Origin of the sequence: Streptosporangium sp. NPDC050855 (assembly GCF_044456585.1) — a bacterium.
GTDB classification, from domain to species: Bacteria; Actinomycetota; Actinomycetes; order Streptosporangiales; family Streptosporangiaceae; genus Streptosporangium; species Streptosporangium longisporum.
The window spans coordinates 125,472-140,068 of record NZ_JBITFY010000004.1 but is presented as its reverse complement, the minus strand read 5'-3'; the positions used below and the strand labels follow the sequence as shown (position 1 = coordinate 140,068).

Below are 14,597 nucleotides of genomic sequence, written 5' to 3'. Positions count from 1 at the left end.
GGATCCGCGCCGCTACCCCGCGAGCCGCTTCATCGAGGCGACCGACCAGCGCAGGCCGGCCGCGGACAGGACCAGGATGAGGCCGAACGCCAGCGGGATCGAGCCGTCGGCGAAGTCGCCGTCGAACAGCGCCCGGCCGGCCTCGACCGCGTGGTAGAGCGGGTTGAACTGCGCGACCACCCGCATCCAGTCGGGGGCCAGCGACATGGGCAGCATGATGCCGGTGAGCAGCATCAGCGGCATCGCGAAGAACTGCATGATCTGCGACATGCCGTTCTCGTCGCGCAACGCCAGCGCCGTGCCGTACGACAGGCCGGAGGCGAGCAGCCCGGTGGCGGCCATCAGCACCAGCATGAGCGCCAGCCCCGGCAGGCTGGCCCGCATGCCCATCAGCGTGGCCAGCGCGATCACCAGCAGGGCCTGGAGCACCAGCACGATCACGTCGCGCAGGGTGCGGCCGAGCACGATCGCGGGACGCCAGGCGGAGCTGACCGCGAGGCGTTCCAGATAGCCGTTGCGGATCTCGTTGATCATGCCGAAGCCCACGAAGAGCGAGCCGAACAGGGCGATCATCATCATCACGCCGGGGGTGAACATCCGCAGCGTGTCGGCCATGGTGCCGCCCGCGGTGGTGTTGGCCACCAGCGGTGCGAACAGGAGCAGGTACAGGACGGGCTGCATCAGGCCGAACAGCGGCCAGACCGGATTGCGCAGGGTGGTCCTGAGCTCATGACCCAGGAACAGCATCGTGTGTCGGAACATGGGGGGTCCTCGTCGTTCAGTTCTCGTCGCGCAGAAAGCGGCCGGTGTGACGCAGGAACACGTCGTCGAGCGTGGCCCGGTCCAGGGAGATCGACCGGATCGGCAGCCCGGCGCCCTCCAGGAGGCGGAGCAGGGCGGGCAGGTTGTGCTCGCCGTCGTCGAGGTAGGCGCGCAGGACGTCGTCCTCCTCATGGATCTCCCTGACGTACGGCTCGGCGTCGAGGAGGACCCGCGCCTCGGGGGCCCGGTCGAGGCGCAGGGTGACGACGTCGCCCGCCACCTCCTTCTTGAGCTCGGCGGGGGTGCCCTCCGCGACGACGCGGCCGTGGTCGATGATGACGAGCCGGTCGCAGAGCGCGTCGGCCTCCTCCAGGTAGTGGGTGGTCAGCAGCACGCTGGTGCCCCGTTCGCGCAGGGCGCGCACCTCGTCCCACAGGTGGGCGCGGTTCTGCGGGTCCAGGCCGGTGGTGGGCTCGTCGAGGAAGAACAGCGGCGGGTGGTTGACCAGGCCGAGGGCGAGGGCGAACCTGCGCTTCTGGCCGCCGGACAGCGTCCGCACGGGGCGGTCGGCCAGCTCGGCCAGGTCGAAGGCGGCCAGGAGTTCCTCGCTGCGCGCCTTCGCCCGCGCGCGGGACATGCCGCCGATCCGGGCCGCGAGGATCAGCCCTTCGCGGCCGGGGGCGTTCTCGTCCACGCCGCCTCCCTGGCCGACGTAGCCGATCCTCTCCCGGACCCGGGCCGCCTCGGTGACCACGTCGTGGCCCGCCACCCGGGCGGTGCCGGAGGTGGGGGCCACGAGGGTGGCGAGCATCCGGATCGTGGTGGTCTTGCCCGCGCCGTTGGGGCCGAGGAAGGCGAAGATCTCGCCCTCGGCGACGGACAGGTCGACGCCCTTGACGGCCTCGACCTCCTGGGTGCCGCCCCTGCCGCGTCGAGCGGTGAAGGTCTTGCGCAGGTCGTGCGCTTCGATGATCATGAATCTCCGTCGTGGGGGATGTGGGAGGGGCCCGGGAACGGGCGCGCGGACCCGGCCGGTTCTCCGGGCAGGCGGTCTTCCGGTCGTTCCGGTGTGGCGCGGGCGGGGCTCAGGGCAGCTTGCCGGACCTGACGTCGCCGACGGTCTCCTCGATCCAGTCGAGCTGCGCCTGGAACTGGCGGATGTTGAGCCGCAGGCACTCGTCGACGTGCCGGGGGGCTCCGTAGGCCTGCTTGCCGCCGAGGGCCCGTTCCATCATCGCGATGGACGCCCGCAGTTGCTCGACCCTCGCCTCCATGGCGTTGACCAGGTCGGCGGGGGGGAGCCGGTCCATGAAGGTGAGCGCGACCTGGAAGGGGTCGACGATCGGCTTCACGAACCACCAGCTGTTCATCAGCTGCTGGTGGAAGTCGGCCCGTCCGGCCTCGGTGACGCCGTAGACGGTCCTGCCGCCCCTGCCCTGCTCGACGACCTCCAGGAGTCCTTCCTCGGCCATCTTGGCCAGGCCGTGGTAGATCGAGCCGTAGGCCACGTTGGCCCAGGTGTCGGCGCCCCACAGTTCGAGGCGGCGCCGTACCTCGTAGCCGTGCAGCGGGCCGTCGAGCAGTACGCCGAGCAACAGGGTCCGGGTGGAAGACATGCTCAAATTTGTATTCAAGTTTGAGTATGCTGTCAACATGCGAGAGATCAGACGTGACGATGACGGCGCCCTGCTGGGCTTCATTCGCCCCTCGGGCGAGGGGTGGGAGCCCCTGACCGTGTTCGGCTACCCGCTCGGAGAGCCCCGTCCGGAGGCCGACGCGCTGGAGGAGGTCCACCGGTCCGGGCTGGAGGTGCTGATGCGCCCCTGGCTGTTCCTGGAGGAGGGGGAGTGGTACCGGTGTGTGATCGTCGAGGCGGCGGCCGGCGCGGTCAGGGTCCGCCCCAACGACATCGGGTACCCGCGCGAGAACGTCCTCGCGGTGACGCTGGAGCGCCCGGGGCCCGAGACGTTCCGCCCCGAGTGATCCGGGCGGCCGGAGAGGACGACCGGTGGTCCGAGTAGGGTGATCGTCATGTCCGAACGCCCCGTCGCGCTGGTCACCGGCGCCTCCCGGGGGGTCGGCGCCGCGATCGCCCGCGCCCTGGCCCCCACCCACGACCTGCTGCTCGGCGGCCGCGACACCGGGGCGCTGGCCGCGGTGGCCTCCGGCCTGCCCGGCGCGCGTCCCTGGCCGGTGGAGCTCACCGCCGTCACCGAGGCCGACGTCGCCGACGTCGACCGGCTCGACGTCCTCGTGCACAGCGCGGGAGTGGTGACCCTGGGCCGCGTCGAGGAGACCCCGGCCGAGGTGTGGCGACGCACCATGGAGATCAACCTGATCGCGGTGGCCGAGCTGACCCGGCTGCTGCTCCCCGCGCTCCGCGCCACGGGCGGTCACGTGGTGCTGATCAACTCCGGGTCGGGGCAGCGGACCAGCCCCGGCTGGGGGTCGTACTCGGCCAGCAAGTACGCGCTGCGCGCCTTCGCCGACGTGCTCCGCCTGGAGGAGCCGGGCCTGCGGGTGACGACGATCTACCCGGGGCGGGTCGACACCGACATGCAGCGCGGGGTGCGCGACCAGGAGGGCGGCCCCTATCAGCCGGAGAAGTACCTGGACGCGGACTCGGTGGCCCGGGCGGCGCTGGCGGCCCTGACCGCGTCCCCCGACGCCCACGTCACCGAGATCACCGTCCGTCCCGCCGCGGGCCCGCCGAGCTGAGGGCGGCTCCCGGCCGCCGCGGCCTGTCCCGGCTCGTCCTGGCCGGGTACGGGCGGGACGAGCCGGGGCGGACGTCTCGCGGGCTCGCCAATGAATGAGTTCATTCACATAATGGGAGGGTGTTCGACGAGATGTGGGGTGCCATCGAGCACCTCGGACGTGACGACCGGACCCGGGGCTACCTGCGGGACGCGTGGTCGCCCGCCGATCTGGAGCTCCGCCTCTGGTTCGAGCAGGAGGCGGCCAGGCGCGGCCTCGACACCGCGCAGGACCGCAACGGCAACCTGTGGGCCTGGTGGGGCGACCCGTCGGCCCGGCCGGGAGTGGTCACCGGCAGCCATCTCGACTCGGTACGCCAGGGCGGCGCCTTCGACGGCCCCCTCGGCGTGGTGTCGGCCTTCGCCGCGCTCGACCTGCTGCGGGCCAAGGGTTTCCGGCCCGCCCGCCCGCTGGGGATCGCCTGCTTCACCGACGAGGAGGGCGCCCGCTTCGGCGTCCCGTGCATCGGCTCCCGCCTGCTGACCGGCGTCCTCGACCCCGACAGGGCCCGCTCACTGACCGACGACGAGGGCGACTCGCTGGCCGAGGTGCTGCGCCGTGCCGGGCGCGACCCCGCCGAGCTGGGCCGCGACGACGAGACCCTGCGGCACATCGGCGTCTTCGTCGAACTCCACGTCGAGCAGGGCCGGGACCTGGTCCACCGGGACGCGCCGGTCGGCGTCGCCTCGGCCATCTGGCCGCACGGCCGCTGGCGCTTCGACTTCCACGGCCAGGCCAACCACGCGGGCACCACCCGCCTGGCCGACCGCGACGACCCGATGCTGCCCTTCGCCCGTACCGTGCTGCACGCCCGCCAGGCCGCCGAGCGCGACGGCGGCGTCGTCGCCACCTTCGGCAGGACGCGCGTGTCGCCCAACAACGCCAACGCCGTCCCCGGCCTGGTGAGCGCCTGGCTGGACGCCAGGGGCGGCGACGAGGACGCGGTCAGGGCGCTGGTCGCCGAGGTCACCGAGTTCTCCGGGGCCGAGGTGACCGTCGAGTCCTGGACCCCGCTCGTCGACTTCGACGCGGCCCTGCGGGACCGGATCGCCGCCGTCGCCGGAGACGCCCCCGTCCTGGCGACCGGCGCCGGGCACGACGCCGGGATCCTCGCGTCCGCGGGTGTGCCCAGCGCGATGGTGTTCGTCCGTAACCCGACGGGCATCTCCCACTCTCCGGAAGAACACGCCGAGAGGACGGACTGCCACGCCGGGGTCACCGTCCTCGCCGCCGTCCTGGAGGATCTGTGCGGGAACTGACCTACTGGTGCGAGCTGGCCTGGCTGCCACCGGGACGGGCGGTCGCGGGAGTGCTCGTCGCGGTCCGGGACACGGTGATCACCCGGATCGACACCGGCGTGCCGTCCCCGCCCCGCGGAGCCGTCCGGCTGGCGGGGCTGACCCTGCCGGGCCTGGCGAACGCCCACTCCCACGCCTTCCACCGCGCCCTGCGCGGGGTGACGCAGCGCGAGAGGGGCACCTTTTGGACCTGGCGCGAGCGCATGTACGCCGTGGCCGGGACGCTCGACCCCGACTCCTACCTCACCCTCGCCAGGGCGGTCTTCGCCGAGATGGCACTGGCCGGGATCACCTGCGTGGGGGAGTTCCACTACCTTCACCACGCCCCGGGCGGCAGGCCGTACGACGACCCGAACGTCATGGGACACGCCCTGATCCAGGCTGCGCGCGAGGCCGGGCTGCGCATCGCGCTGCTGGACGCCTGCTACCTGACCGGGGGCGCCGGCGTCCCGCTGAGCGGCGTCCAGCTCCGGTTCGGCGACGGCGACGCCGACCGGTGGGCCGCGCGGGTGGAGGAGCTCACGTCCCGCCACCGCGGGGAGCGGGACGTGGAGATCGGGGTGGCCGTGCACTCGGTCCGCGCCGTCCCGGCCGACCGGATCCACGTGGTGGCCGACGTCTCCAGGCGCCACGCCGTACCGCTGCACGCCCACGTCTCCGAGCAGCGGGCCGAGAACACCGCCTGCGAGGAGGCGTACGGCATGAGCCCGGTGCGGCTGCTGGAGACCCACGGTGCCCTGGGGCCCCGCACGACCGCGGTGCACGCCACGCACCTGTCGGAGGCCGACATCGCGCTGCTCGCAGGCTCCGGCACCCGCGTGTGCATGTGCCCGACGACCGAGCGCGACCTCGCCGACGGCATCGGGCCCGCCAGGACGCTGTTCGACGCGGGATCGCCGATCACGCTCGGCTCGGACAGCCACGCGGTCGTCGACCTGTTCGAGGAGGCCCGCGCGGTCGAGCTGAACGAGCGGCTGGCCAGCGAGCGGCGCGGCCACTGGCCGGCCGCGGAGCTGCTGCACGCCGCCACGGCCGCCGGGCACGACTCGCTCGGCTTCCCCGGCGCGGGCGTGCTCGTCCCCGGCGCCTGGGCCGACCTGGTCTCGGTACGCCTGGACTCGCCCCGCACGGCCGGCGCCGACCCCGGGCACCTCGCCGAGACCGTGGTCTTCGCCGCCACCGCCGCCGACGTGCACTCCGTGGTCTCGGGCGGCCGTCACGTGGTCTCGGACGGACGGCACGTCCTGGGCGACGTCGGAGCCCTGCTCGCCGAGGCGATCGCCACGACACGACAGGAGAGCGCGTCATGAGGAGCGTCACAGACGGGGAACGGCCGTCCGGGAGCACGCTGTTCGACCGCATCGGGCTGCTCTACACGGGCGACCCCGCGCGGGAGGAGATCCACGACGCCGCACTGGTCGTCGAGGACGGCCACGTGGCATGGGTCGGGCACGCCGGATCGGCGCCCGAGGCCGACGAGCGGATCGACGTGGACGGCCGCTGCGTGATCCCGGGCTTCGTCGACAGCCACGCCCACCTCGTCTTCGCGGGCGACCGTACGGCCGAGTTCGCCGCCCGCATGACCGGCCGCCCCTACACCGCGGGCGGGATCCGCACCACGGTGTCGGCGACCCGCGCCGCCTCCGACGCCGAGCTGGTGGCGCGCACCACCACGCTGGTCGCCGAGATGCTCGCGCAGGGGACGACCACGGTCGAGATCAAGAGCGGGTACGGCCTCACGGTCGAGGACGAGCGCCGCTGTCTGGAGATCGCGAGCGGGTTCACCCCGGAGACCACCTACCTGGGCGCGCACGTCGTCCCGCCGGACGCCCCCTCGGCCGAGGAGTACGTCCGCCTCGTCACCGGGGAGATGCTCAAGGCGTGCGCGCCGCACGCCCGCTGGGTCGACGTGTTCTGCGAGCGCGGCGCCTTCGACGCCGACCAGTCCGCGGAGATCCTGCGGGCCGGGATGCAGGCGGGACTGATGCCGCGCGTCCACGCCAACCAGCTCGGCCCCGGGCCCGGGGTGCGCCTCGCCGCAGAGCTGGGCGCCGCCTCGGCCGACCACTGCACCCACCTGACCGACGACGACGTCTCGATCCTGTCCTCCTCGGGCGTGGTGGCCACCCTGCTCCCCGGTGCCGAGTTCTCCACCCGTTCCCCCTACCCGGACGCCCGCCGCCTGCTGGACGCCGGGGTGACGGTCGCGCTGGCCACCGACTGCAACCCGGGCTCCTCCTTCACCTCCTCCATGCCGTTCTGCGTGGCGCTGGCCGTCCGCGAGATGGGCATGACGCCGGTGGAGGCGATCAGGGCCGCCACCCACGGCGGAGCCGGGGCGCTGCGCCGCGGCGACGTCGGCACGCTGCGGGTCGGGACCCGGGGGGACCTGGTGATCCTGGACGCCCCGACGTACGTCCACCTCGCCTACCGGCCGGGAGTGCCGCTGGTGACGCAGGTGTGGAAAGAAGGCCGGCGCCTGGTCTGATCGACTTTCCCGGAGTGTCGGGGTATGGCGGGCATCCTCCCTGAGGAGGAAATCCAAAACCATTCTCCAGGCGTACTTCTTGAGGGAATCTTTGCCATGATCCGCCCGTTGAAAAGACAAGCGATGTGTCTTGACGCACGGGGCGTTGAACGAGCGGGTGGGCACGTCATAAGCAGGCGGAGCGAGGTGCCATCGGATGGCAAGGCCGACGGGGAATCGGACGCAGGATCAGCACGTCTCGGATCGGGACCTGCTCGGGACCTACCTGGCAGAGATCGGACGGGTGCCCCTGCTCACCGCGGAGCAGGAGGTCGAGCTCGCCAAGCGGATCGAGGCGGGCCTGTTCGCGGAGCAGTTGCTGGACGGTGGGTCGACGGAGCCGCGGATCGCGGACGCCGCCGATGAGGAGCTCGAACGGCTGGCGGTTTCCGGGCGACGGGCCAAGGACGAATTCATCCAGGCCAATCTACGTCTCGTGGTGGCCGTCGCGCGCAAATATTCCGGCCGGGGAATGCCGCTGATCGATCTGGTCCAGGAGGGGAACCTGGGGCTGGTCCGCGCCGTCGAGAAGTTCGACTACCGGCGCGGCTACAAGTTCTCGACCTACGCCACCTGGTGGATCCGGCAGTCCGTGGGGCGTGCCATCCACGAGCAGGCCCGCCCGGTGCGCCTGCCCACCCACGCCGGGGAGCAGATGACCAGGTTGATGCGGGTCCGGCGGGACATGCTGGCCGAGTTCGACCAGGAGCCGACCGACGCCGACCTCGCGGCGGTGCTGGAGCTGCCCATCGAGCGGGTGCGCGAGCTTCGGCGCTGGGCCTCCGACCCCGTCTCGCTGCAGCTGGGCGTGGGGGACGAGGACGAGACCGAGCTCGGGGACATGATCGCCGACGACACGTGGGCCGACCCCGAGCAGCAGGCCATGGACATCCTGGAGCGCGAGCGCCTGGAGGAGTGGCTGACCGGGCTGGAGGGGCAGACCCGGGAGATGCTCCGCTGGCGGTACGGCCTGATGGACGGTCGCGAGCACACGCTCACCGAGGTCGGCGAGCGCTATGGCATCGGCCGTGACCGCGCCCGGCGCATCGAGCGCGACGCGCTGGCCCGGCTGCGCAAGATGGCCACGGCCGCCTGAGCGGTTCCTGATCCGGCACGGTTCCTGTGGACCGTGCCGGATCTTTTTGTCTCACGGCTCTTGGGGTGGCCGGTGTTCGTGGCCGCTGCGGTGGGCGGGTGTTCCGGCCGGCCGTTCGGGTGGGGCTCTGGTGGTCTCGGCCTTCGGCCGTTCGGGCGCGGTGGTCGCGGGCTTTTATACGCCGGCCGGAACACCCGCCCACCTCCGCTTCACGGCGTCGGTCGATGGGGGTGCGGGCCGTAGTGGCTTTCTTTCGGGCCGCCCAGGGGGCCGTGGGTGGCTGAAGCGATCCGTACGGGCCCATGAGGGCGGGTCGCCGTGGCTGAAGCGCGGGTGCGGAAAGGAGCGCAGGGCCGGGCCGCGTGAGAGCGGGTGCTCCACTGCGCCGCCCTTTCGCGCCGCACGACGCATCCACGAGGTGCAGGGCATCGGGCTTCGTCGAGCAGTGGCGGTGGGTCCTTGACGGTGATCACGACGGGTGGTGAGGCCGTCAGGGGAGCCAGCCGTTGTCGACGGCGATCCGGGCGGCGTCGGCGCGGCCGGCGGCGCCGAGCTTGGTCACGATGGCGCTCAGGTGGTTGCGGACCGTTCCGGGGGACAGGTGGGTGCGCCGGGCGATCACCGCCACCGGGGTGTCGAGCTCCGCGAGCCGCAGCACCTCCAGCTCCCGCGGGGTCAACGGGCACGGGGGCGCGGTCAGCGCGTCGGCGGCCATCGCCGGGTCCACGTACCGGCTCCCCCGGTGGACCCGTCTGATCACGTCGGCGAGCTGTCCGCCGGGCGAGCCCTTGGGCAGGAAGCCCTTGGCCCCGGCGTCCAGCGCACGCTTCAGCATCGAGGGCTTGCCGTACCCGGTGAGGATGATCACCGCGCAGGTGGGCAGCGCCCTGGAGATCTCGGCGGCGACGCCGACGCCGTCCAGCCGGGGCATCTGCAGGTCGACCACGGCGACGTCGGGGCGGTGGGCCAGCGCCTCCTCCACGGCCGCGCGACCGTCGCCGGCCTGGGCCACCACCTCCAGGTCGGCCTCGAGGGACACCAGGGCGGCCAGGGCCGTTCTGATCAGCTCCTCGTCGTCGGCGAGGAGCACTCTGATCATGAGGTCACCGGCATGGCCGACTCCAGGACGAACAATCCGCCGTCGGCGCGGACGTCCAGCGTGCCGCCCGTCTCGGCGAGGCGTTCCCGCAGGCCGCGCAGCCCGGAGCTGTGACGGTCGGGCCGCACGGCGGCGGCCCCGTCGTTGGTCACGGTCATCCGCACCTCGTCATCGTGGCGGGACAGCTCTATCGAGCACCAGCTCGCCGTGCTGTGCCTGAGGACGTTGGTGCCGGCCTCACGCAGGACCATGCTGAGCGGGACGGCGACGTCGACCGGCAGGTCGCCGGTCCGGTCGGTGACCGTGCACCGTATCCCCGAGGAACGGAGGACCCGCGAGACCTCGTCGAGCTCACCGCGGAGATCGACCGTGCGGTACCCGTGCACCGCCTTCCGGAGGTCGGCGAGCGCGGAGGCGGCCAGCAGGCGCACGTCCGCGGCCTCCCGCTCGGCGCGGGCGGCGTCGACGGAGACGAGCCTCTCGGCCAGCTCGGCCTTCAGGGCGATCACCGAGAGAGTGTGGCCGAGCAGGTCGTGTACGTCGCGCCCGAACCGCAGCCGTTCCCGGGCGGCGGTCAGCCGCTCCTGCGCGGAGTGTTCCTCCTGGGTGGCGATCAGGATGTTCCACAGCCAGGCGTGCAGACCGGTGACGCCGACGGTCATCATCCCGAAGCCGACGGTTATCACCAGATACTCGACGAGGGACCCGCCGCTCCACCAGCTCACGGCGCCGGAGACGGCGACGGCCGCGGCGATGACCGCGCCCGCCGTGGCCCGCCCGCCGAGCAGGGGCGCGGTGCCGACGATCGAGGCGCCCACCCACGCCCACGTCCTCCAGTCGCCACCCCCCAGCGGGGCGGTCATCGGGATCGACAGCGCCGCCGCCGTCGCGAACCCCGCCAGCAGCCGGCGGTGAACGGCCTGCGACAGCGACGGCGTGACCGCGGCGTACAGGACCGCGGCCTGCGCCGCGGCGAAGACGAGGATGCCCGTGGCGCCGAGCGCGATCCGCAGCGGATCGGTCTCCCTGCCGAGACCGATGCTCGGCATGATCAGAGTCATGAGCACGGCGGTGGCCAGCGAGCCCAGGGTCGCCACCCTGACCCATCGCAGCCGCTGCTGGAACACACCGGTGATTGTAGTTCGTCGCATGGTTCTTCCCTGGGCCGGTGCGGACGGTCATCTCGGTCCGGTACGGCCCCGCGCCGGTCCGGGGACCGTACCGGCGCGGGCGGCGACCGGTGGGGAGGCCGGGGCGGCGGCCCTCACCACAGCATGAGGAGGATGGTCAGGCCGATGATCGTGTCGATGACGATGCACGCCTCGGCGTACGCTCGCGGGACGACCTTGTCGGCACGGTAGTGGATGATGTCCCACCCCGCGTGGGCGAGCCAGCCGGCGGCCACCAGGTAGAGGGAGAGGTTTCCGCCCACCGACGTCGCCACCGCGGCCAGCGCCACGTAGACGGCGAACACCCCCAGCTGGCGCGCGAGCACGCCCGGCTCCCGCAGGTGCTTCCGGGCGGCGCCGATGACCAGGTAGGCGCCGGCGAGGATCACGAGTATCCACGGCGGCGGGGCGGAGGACGAGCCCCAGCTGTCGATGGTGATCACCAGGGCCAGCCACGACGGCCACCGGTGCACCAGCCAGGCCGTGATCCGCCGGCCGGTGCCGGCGTCGGCCGGCGGCGCCGGGCAGGCGGGACGGCGGTGCGGCCGGCTGTACTCCTTCCGGCGGAGCAGCATCGCGACGAGCATGGCGGGGAGCATCAGCAGGTGCCCGCCGATCATGAGACCGTCGCCGGACAGCGCCCCGGTCCAGAACGGGACGAGCAGCACGAGGAACGGGACGAACATCGCCGCGCCCATCTCGGCGATGCGCGGCCAGTCGTGGCCGCGGACGCGCATCCAGATCGCCATGCCCAGGGTCATGTCGGTGGCCATCACCAGGGCGGCGAGGTCGGCGCGTGCGAGCGCGTCGGACCAGCCGAGCAGCGGGGAGACGACCTCCCACACCTGGCCGAACAGCAGCATCCCGGCGATCATCGCGATCACCATCTCGGCGAAGTGCCACGCGAAGTGCCAGCGGCCTGAGGTCCGGAAGGAGGGGCGGGCGCCCGGGGGGCGCGACGTGTCGGCTGCGGTGATGTCCGTTTTGGTTTTCATGGATCCAAGGGTGCGGGCGGCGGCGCGCAGCCCCCACCCTCGTCATGTCACCGATCGACCATGCGGATCGCACCTCCGACCCGTGAACGCTCGGCCCACCCATCGATCGCCTCGGCGGTGCCGAGGATGTGGGCGAGGACGGCGGAATTCGAGAAGGGGAGTCTTCCTCCGTCGTGAACAAGTCTCAGACCACGTTCCGCATCCCGTTCTCCATGTTCCGCGTCCCGTCGGCCCCGTAGGCCCCGTAGGCCCTGCAGCCCTGCGACCCGTGGTGCCCTGCCATCCGTGTGCCCTGCCACCCGTGGTGCCCTGCACCTCGTGGATGCGTCGTGCGGCGAGAAAGGGCGGCGCAGTGGAGCACCCGCTCTCACGCGGCCCGGCCCTGCGCTCCTTTCCGCACCCGCGCTTCAGCCACGGCGACCCACCCTCAAGGGCCCGTACGGATCGCTTCAGCCACCCACGGCCCCCTGGGCGGCCCGAAAGAAAGCCACTACGGCCCGCACCCCCACCGACCGACGCCGTGAAGCGGAGGTGGGCGGGTGTTCCGGCCGGCGTATAAAAGCCCGCGACCACCGCGCCCGAACGGCCGAAGGCCGAGACCACCAGAGCCCCACCCGAACGGCCGGCCGGAACACCCGCCCACCGCAGCGGCCACGAACACCGACCACGAACACCGACCACGAACACCGACCACGAACACCGACCACGAACACCGACCACGAACACCGACCACGAACACCGACCACGAACACCGACCACGAACCACGGTGATCGGCAGACCGAAACCACCGAGCGCGGATCAGCAAGGACCGAAACCCCGTGTGACGTTTCCGAACATGCCCGAAGGAAACCGACGGGACGAGCCATCCGGCCGTTCCCGGGTGATCGTTCCGTTCGGAGATCCCCACTGCTCACCAGGGGTACGCCGGGCCGCTCCCCTGGGTAGGGAAGGAATGGCCGCTGCCGGGGAACCGGTCGCGCACGGTCGCCGGAACCTGGAGGGAACACTCGCAAGGCGCTCTTCGGGTCATCTCAAAGTCAAGCCGCGTATCGTCCGAAACGCTCCCGAAACACCATGGGGCTGAGATTCACAGATGCGAAACACGCAAGGTCGCACCCTGAAACGGTGGAAGAACACGCTGTGGCGCAACGTCAGTGCGCGGCCGGTCGATGGAGCCCAGGAAGCGATCACTGCGACTTGTGAAACCGGCCAAACGCCATTTGTAAGGGAGGGTCGCGTCGAATGAAGATCGATAGCGGCACCACTGCCTGGATGCTCACAGCCACCGCGCTGGTGTTGCTGATGACGCCGGGTCTTGCGTTCTTCTACGGGGGCATGACCAGGGCCAAGAGCGTCCTGAACATGATGATGATGTCGTTCGCCAGCATCATCACCGTGACCACCGTCTGGGTGCTGTACGGGCACTCGCTGACCTTCACGGACAACGGCAGCGAGATCGTCAACAAGTTCGTCGGCGGCTTCGACGCACTCGGGCTGCAGAGCCTCGTGGACACCGCCACCAAGGATGACGGCACCGGCATGCCGAGCCTGGTGTTCTCGGCCTTCCAGCTCACCTTCGCGATCATCACCGTCGCGCTGATCAGCGGTGCCATCGCCGACCGCGCCAAGTTCGGCGCCTGGGTGCTGTTCACCGTGGTCTGGGCGACGATCGTCTACTTCCCCGTCGCCCACTGGGTCTGGGGCAACGGCTGGCTGTTCAACCTCGGCATCGAGGACTTCGCCGGTGGCACCGTGGTCCACATCAACGCGGGAGCCGCGGCACTGGCCCTCGCGCTCGTGATCGGCAAGCGCGCCGGCTGGCGCAAGGAGCCGATGCGGCCGCACAACCTGACCCTGGTCCTGCTGGGCGCGGCCCTGCTGTGGTTCGGCTGGTTCGGCTTCAACGCCGGTTCCGAGCTCGCGGTCGACGGTACCGCCGGTCTGGCCTTCATGAACACCCAGATCGCCGCCGCGGTCGCCGCCGGTGCCTGGATCCTGGTCGAGAAGATCCGCGACGGGCACGCCACCAGCCTCGGCGTCGCCTCCGGCGCCGTCGCCGGCCTGGTCGCCATCACCCCGGCCTGTGGTTTCGTCGACCCGTGGGCGGCCCTGGTCATCGGCCTGCTGGCCGGTGCGGCCTGCGCCTTCGCGGTGGGCCTGAAGTACCGCTTCGGCTACGACGACTCCCTCGACGTGGTCGGCGTGCACCTGGTCGGCGGTGTGGTCGGCGCGGTCTCCCTGGGCTTCCTCGCGGCCTACCCCTTCCTCGACCAGCAGAGCAAGGGCCTGTTCTACGGTGGTGGCCTGAAGCAGCTGGGCCTGCAGATCCTCGGCCCGGTCGCGGTCGGCGCGTACTCCTTCATCGTCACCTGGATCATCGCGAAGATCATCGATAAGGTGATGGGCTTCAGGATCGGCGTCGAGGAAGAGATCACCGGCGTCGACATCACCTCCCACGCCGAGACCGGTTACGACCTCGGTACCATCCACTCCTCGGGTGTGGCCGCCGTCAACGGACCGGTCCCCACCCCGGCGTCTAAGAAGGTGGACGCATGAGACTCATCACCGCGATCATCAAGCCGTTCAAGCTCGATGACGTGAAGGCGGCCCTGGAACAGTTCGGGGTCAAGGGAATGACGGTCAGCGAGGCCAGCGGCTACGGCCGCCAGCGCGGGCACACCGAGGTCTACCGGGGCGCGGAGTACCAGGTCGACCTGGTGCCCAAGGTCCGCCTGGAGGTGCTCGCCGAGGAGGAGGACGCCGACGACGTGATCGACGTCATCGTCAAGGCCGCGCAGACCGGCAAGATCGGTGACGGCAAGGTCTGGTCCGTCCCGGTGGACTCGGTGGTCCGGGTCCGCACCGGGGAACGCGGACCCGAGGCGCTCTAGCC

Annotated in this window: 14 protein-coding genes; 8 read left to right on the top strand and 6 right to left on the bottom strand. The window is 71.6% G+C overall.

From position 1 onward, the window contains the following. Positions 1-12 precede the first annotated feature (12 nt). The 3 genes from ACIBCT_RS11390 to ACIBCT_RS11380 form a co-directional block, all read right to left on the bottom strand. Positions 13-762, bottom strand: a complete 750-nt coding sequence (locus ACIBCT_RS11390) for an ABC transporter permease (protein ID WP_399187339.1) — start codon at positions 760-762, stop codon at positions 13-15. Positions 763-778: 16 nt separating this feature from the next. Beyond that, positions 779-1,738 (bottom strand): ATP-binding cassette domain-containing protein, encoded by a 960-nt coding sequence (locus ACIBCT_RS11385; protein ID WP_399187337.1) that lies wholly within the window; start codon positions 1,736-1,738, stop codon positions 779-781. A gap of 109 nt (positions 1,739-1,847) precedes the next feature. Next, a complete protein-coding gene (locus ACIBCT_RS11380; protein WP_399187335.1) occupies positions 1,848-2,378 on the bottom strand; it encodes a PadR family transcriptional regulator in 531 nt (176 codons plus the stop codon). Positions 2,379-2,415: 37 nt separating this feature from the next. Between ACIBCT_RS11380 and ACIBCT_RS11375 the strand changes: the two genes are divergently transcribed. From ACIBCT_RS11375 to ACIBCT_RS11350, 6 genes are all read left to right on the top strand, one after another. Further along, positions 2,416-2,745 carry a hypothetical protein gene (locus tag ACIBCT_RS11375; RefSeq protein WP_399187333.1) on the top strand — a complete coding sequence of 110 codons (330 nt, stop codon included), beginning with the start codon at positions 2,416-2,418 and terminating at the stop codon, positions 2,743-2,745. A 48-nt stretch (positions 2,746-2,793) separates the two neighbouring features. Beyond that, positions 2,794-3,480 carry an SDR family oxidoreductase gene (locus tag ACIBCT_RS11370; protein ID WP_399187331.1) on the top strand — a complete coding sequence of 229 codons (687 nt, stop codon included), beginning with the start codon at positions 2,794-2,796 and terminating at the stop codon, positions 3,478-3,480. A gap of 131 nt (positions 3,481-3,611) precedes the next feature. Beyond that, positions 3,612-4,778 carry an allantoate amidohydrolase gene (locus ACIBCT_RS11365; RefSeq protein ID WP_399187762.1) on the top strand — a complete coding sequence of 389 codons (1,167 nt, stop codon included), beginning with the start codon at positions 3,612-3,614 and terminating at the stop codon, positions 4,776-4,778. After that, complete coding sequence (locus tag ACIBCT_RS11360) at positions 4,766-6,127, top strand: formimidoylglutamate deiminase (RefSeq protein ID WP_399187329.1); 1,362 nt, start codon at positions 4,766-4,768, stop codon at positions 6,125-6,127. The genes ACIBCT_RS11365 and ACIBCT_RS11360 overlap by 13 nt, the downstream gene beginning before the upstream one ends. Beyond that, positions 6,124-7,305: an imidazolonepropionase gene (gene hutI, locus ACIBCT_RS11355; protein ID WP_399187327.1), complete on the top strand. Its 1,182-nt coding sequence runs from the start codon at positions 6,124-6,126 to the stop codon at positions 7,303-7,305. Before ACIBCT_RS11360 ends, hutI begins: the two co-directional genes overlap by 4 nt. A gap of 196 nt (positions 7,306-7,501) precedes the next feature. Further along, positions 7,502-8,440, top strand: a complete 939-nt coding sequence (locus ACIBCT_RS11350) for a sigma-70 family RNA polymerase sigma factor (RefSeq protein ID WP_344888185.1) — start codon at positions 7,502-7,504, stop codon at positions 8,438-8,440. Between the two features lie 490 nt (positions 8,441-8,930). On the opposite strand, the gene ACIBCT_RS11345 is transcribed toward ACIBCT_RS11350, so the two are convergent. The 3 genes from ACIBCT_RS11345 to ACIBCT_RS11335 all read right to left on the bottom strand — a co-directional run bounded on the left by ACIBCT_RS11345 (position 8,931) and on the right by ACIBCT_RS11335 (position 11,703). Beyond that, on the bottom strand, positions 8,931-9,539 hold the full coding sequence (locus tag ACIBCT_RS11345; RefSeq protein WP_344888188.1) for a response regulator transcription factor: 609 nt from the start codon (positions 9,537-9,539) through the stop codon (positions 8,931-8,933). Beyond that, a complete protein-coding gene (locus ACIBCT_RS11340; protein ID WP_399187325.1) occupies positions 9,536-10,690 on the bottom strand; it encodes a sensor histidine kinase in 1,155 nt (384 codons plus the stop codon). Before ACIBCT_RS11340 ends, ACIBCT_RS11345 begins: the two co-directional genes overlap by 4 nt. 113 nt (positions 10,691-10,803) lie before the next feature. Beyond that, on the bottom strand, positions 10,804-11,703 hold the full coding sequence (locus ACIBCT_RS11335) for a DUF6010 family protein (RefSeq protein WP_399187323.1): 900 nt from the start codon (positions 11,701-11,703) through the stop codon (positions 10,804-10,806). Between the two features lie 1,243 nt (positions 11,704-12,946). Here ACIBCT_RS11335 and ACIBCT_RS11330 point away from each other — a divergent pair. Further along, the gene (locus tag ACIBCT_RS11330; protein ID WP_399187321.1) at positions 12,947-14,260 is read left to right on the top strand and encodes an ammonium transporter; all 1,314 of its coding nucleotides are present in this window, start codon (positions 12,947-12,949) and stop codon (positions 14,258-14,260) included. Next, complete coding sequence (locus tag ACIBCT_RS11325) at positions 14,257-14,595, top strand: P-II family nitrogen regulator (protein ID WP_399187319.1); 339 nt, start codon at positions 14,257-14,259, stop codon at positions 14,593-14,595. Before ACIBCT_RS11330 ends, ACIBCT_RS11325 begins: the two co-directional genes overlap by 4 nt. Positions 14,596-14,597: the final 2 nt, after the last annotated feature.

What these genes read in the sequence shown, in the direction of transcription:
- ACIBCT_RS11345 (WP_344888188.1), bottom strand. Translation starts at nt 9,539, where the DNA reads ATGATCAGAGTGCTCCTCGCCGACGACGAGGAGCTGATCAGAACGGCC.
- ACIBCT_RS11385 (WP_399187337.1), bottom strand. Translation starts at nt 1,738, where the DNA reads ATGATCATCGAAGCGCACGACCTGCGCAAGACCTTCACCGCTCGACGC.
- hutI (WP_399187327.1), top strand. Translation starts at nt 6,124, where the DNA reads ATGAGGAGCGTCACAGACGGGGAACGGCCGTCCGGGAGCACGCTGTTC.
- ACIBCT_RS11330 (WP_399187321.1), top strand. Translation starts at nt 12,947, where the DNA reads ATGAAGATCGATAGCGGCACCACTGCCTGGATGCTCACAGCCACCGCG.
- ACIBCT_RS11390 (WP_399187339.1), bottom strand. Translation starts at nt 762, where the DNA reads ATGTTCCGACACACGATGCTGTTCCTGGGTCATGAGCTCAGGACCACC.
- ACIBCT_RS11350 (WP_344888185.1), top strand. Translation starts at nt 7,502, where the DNA reads ATGGCAAGGCCGACGGGGAATCGGACGCAGGATCAGCACGTCTCGGAT.
- ACIBCT_RS11380 (WP_399187335.1), bottom strand. Translation starts at nt 2,378, where the DNA reads ATGTCTTCCACCCGGACCCTGTTGCTCGGCGTACTGCTCGACGGCCCG.
- ACIBCT_RS11375 (WP_399187333.1), top strand. Translation starts at nt 2,416, where the DNA reads ATGCGAGAGATCAGACGTGACGATGACGGCGCCCTGCTGGGCTTCATT.
- ACIBCT_RS11340 (WP_399187325.1), bottom strand. Translation starts at nt 10,690, where the DNA reads ATGCGACGAACTACAATCACCGGTGTGTTCCAGCAGCGGCTGCGATGG.
- ACIBCT_RS11325 (WP_399187319.1), top strand. Translation starts at nt 14,257, where the DNA reads ATGAGACTCATCACCGCGATCATCAAGCCGTTCAAGCTCGATGACGTG.
- ACIBCT_RS11370 (WP_399187331.1), top strand. Translation starts at nt 2,794, where the DNA reads ATGTCCGAACGCCCCGTCGCGCTGGTCACCGGCGCCTCCCGGGGGGTC.
- ACIBCT_RS11335 (WP_399187323.1), bottom strand. Translation starts at nt 11,703, where the DNA reads ATGAAAACCAAAACGGACATCACCGCAGCCGACACGTCGCGCCCCCCG.
- ACIBCT_RS11365 (WP_399187762.1), top strand. Translation starts at nt 3,612, where the DNA reads ATGTGGGGTGCCATCGAGCACCTCGGACGTGACGACCGGACCCGGGGC.